The following is a 2,304-nucleotide window of genomic DNA, read 5'->3' on the forward strand; positions in this document are numbered from 1 at the left end:
AGGTTGTAGTAACCCGGGCCGAAATCGAGCACCTGCCGCCGGGTTGCGTCGACCGGCATGAAGCTTACGTCGATGGTGGTCGACTGAAGCGCCGCAGCTGCGGCGCCCGAGTTCGGGAACAGGGTGACGGCGAGCGGCAACCCAATCGTCCGCGCCAGGTCGGCAGCCAAATCCGCCGTGACGCCCTCGGGCTTCCCATCGGCGGCGCGCCTGACGAAGATGAGGCCGGGGGAGGGAGCTTCGATCAGGCCAACCCGCAATGTGCCGGTCGGGGCGAGCTCGGCCTTTAGGGCCGCGTCCTGGGCTTCGCTGGACAGAGTCATGCTGGGGAGGAGGGTAACTGCGGAGAGAAGCGAACGGACGCGCAGTTCGAGCCGCCTGCTTTCGCAACCTTCGCTCACCCGCCGGGCAACGGCTGCTAAGTCATTGAGAAGATTGGCGCACCCGACACGATTCGAACGTGTGACCTTTGCCTTCGGAGGATTAGCCTCATAGGTTTTCGCGTGATTGCTGGAGTTATCTCGTAATCGCTAAGTCTCTGTCGATCCTTGCGAAAACGATCTTCCGGCTCTTCTCTGATTGCCGGTGGATGGGCTCGATTTGCTTCCGCGCGCTTCCGCTGTGCTTCCGCAGAGAGAAGGGCGCCCATGGCGAGGATCACGAAACGGGTCGTCGACGCGGCTGAGCCGAGTGGTCGAGACTACTTCCTTTGGTGCGATGAGCTACCGGGCTTCGGGGTACGGGTGTTCGCCTCTGGTCGCCGCAGCTACCTCGTTCAGTACAGGTATGCCGGTCGGACGCGCAGGGTGACAATCGGTTTCCATGGAGTCGTGACGGCCGACGATGCTCGCAAGGCCGCCAAGGGGCTGCTTGGGCAAGTCGCGAAGGGCGAGGATCCGGCGGAGGAGCGAGCCACCAACCGCTCCGCCATGACGGTCGACGAGCTGTGCAACGCCTACCTAGCCGCTGCTGATAAGAGCCTGATCATGGGCAAAGGCGGCCGCCCCAAAAAGGCGCGAACGCTGTACGTCGACCGCGGCCGGATCTTGCGCCACATCAAACCCCTGCTGGGCAACCGCCGGGTGAAAGACCTGACGACGGTCGACGTCCAGCGGTTCGTGCGGGACGTGCAAGCCGGCAAGACAGCAGTCGTCGTCAAGACAGGCCTGCGGGGCAAATCCGTGGTGAAGGGCGGACCTGGCACCGCCGCCAGGACCGTTGGGCTCTTGGGTGGAATCCTGAGCTACGCGAAGAGCGAAGGCATCATCGCGGCCAACCCGGTGTTCGGGGTGAAGAAGCCGTCTGACGGTAAGCGTGACAGCCGACTGCTACCAGAGGATTTCCACGCGCTCGGCAAGGCACTGGCCGCTGGCGAAAACGAGGGCGACACATGGCAGGGCATCGCCCTCATTCGGCTTCTGGCGCTAACCGGTTGCCGCTTGAGCGAGATCTTGGATCTGACTTGGCGCGAGGTCGATCTCGCTTACTGCGAACTCCGCTTGGGAGATTCGAAGGAAGGCGCCTCGCTCCGGCCGCTCGGCGCTTCAGCCAGGGCGGTCCTGGAGGTGCTACCGAGAGCGCCGAAGGCGACCTACGTGCTGCCAGGCATTCGAGGCGGCCGCCGCTACGGCGGCCACGCACGGGCGATTGACCGGTACGCCGAACGCTCGGGCGTCGTTCTCACAGCCCACCTCATGCGTCACAGCTTCGGCAGCACAGCGGCCGACCTCGGCTACAGCGACTCCACAATCGGCGCGATGCTGGGGCACGCCGGGCACACCGTCACGAGCCTGTACATCCACCACCTCGACGAGGTGCTGATCGACGCTGCGGATCGGACTGCCGAAGCGGTGTCGAAGGCCATGATGACGGGGGAGGGGCCGACTGCGCGCAGGCGCCGTAAGTCGGGCGAGCTACGGGACGAGCTTCAATAAAGCCTCGATATCCTCGTCTGGGACATTCAGTTTTTGTGACAGCAGCCGTCGAACGGCCTCAGGCCGCGTCGGCTTCGGATCGGGCTGATCCGTGATCCAACTATCAAGAGCAGACAAAAGGTTGGGCGGGACGCGCACGTTCAGTGACGTCGTGTTGGCGAAGGGCCGACCGCGCCCTCGTTTTTTGTTGGTACCAACTATTGACTGCATGATTTGATGGTGCCATAAAAGGCAGGCCACAGCAAGGCTCCTACCCCTCGCTGCGGCCCTAACCCCACCGAACTTCTGAGGAGCACGGTATGGCTACCCACGCCCATAGCACACGTGATCAGCCCCCATTGAAGTGGTCCGCCCTTTGGTATGGCTTTTG

At 63.5% G+C, this 2,304-nt stretch carries 2 protein-coding genes; one reads left to right on the top strand and one right to left on the bottom strand.

The window, feature by feature from the left end; translation table 11 throughout:
- Positions 1-323 (bottom strand): transporter substrate-binding domain-containing protein (locus OXS27_RS32080; protein WP_267361697.1); only part of this gene is annotated, 323 nt, incomplete at its 3' end.
- 324 nt (positions 324-647) lie between these two features.
- Between OXS27_RS32080 and OXS27_RS32085 the strand changes: the two genes are divergently transcribed.
- The gene (locus OXS27_RS32085) at positions 648-1,934 is read left to right on the top strand and encodes a site-specific integrase (protein ID WP_267361699.1); all 1,287 of its coding nucleotides are present in this window, start codon (positions 648-650) and stop codon (positions 1,932-1,934) included.
- Positions 1,935-2,304 lie beyond the last annotated feature (370 nt).

The sequence above is a fragment of the Methylobacterium sp. GC_Met_3 genome (genome assembly GCF_026540775.1).
Taxonomy (GTDB): Bacteria; Pseudomonadota; Alphaproteobacteria; order Rhizobiales; family Beijerinckiaceae; genus Methylobacterium.

Bases quoted from the DNA above. Each gene is read 5' to 3' on its own strand.
- OXS27_RS32085 (WP_267361699.1), top strand. From the start codon at position 648: ATGGCGAGGATCACGAAACGGGTCGTCGACGCGGCTGAGCCGAGTGGT.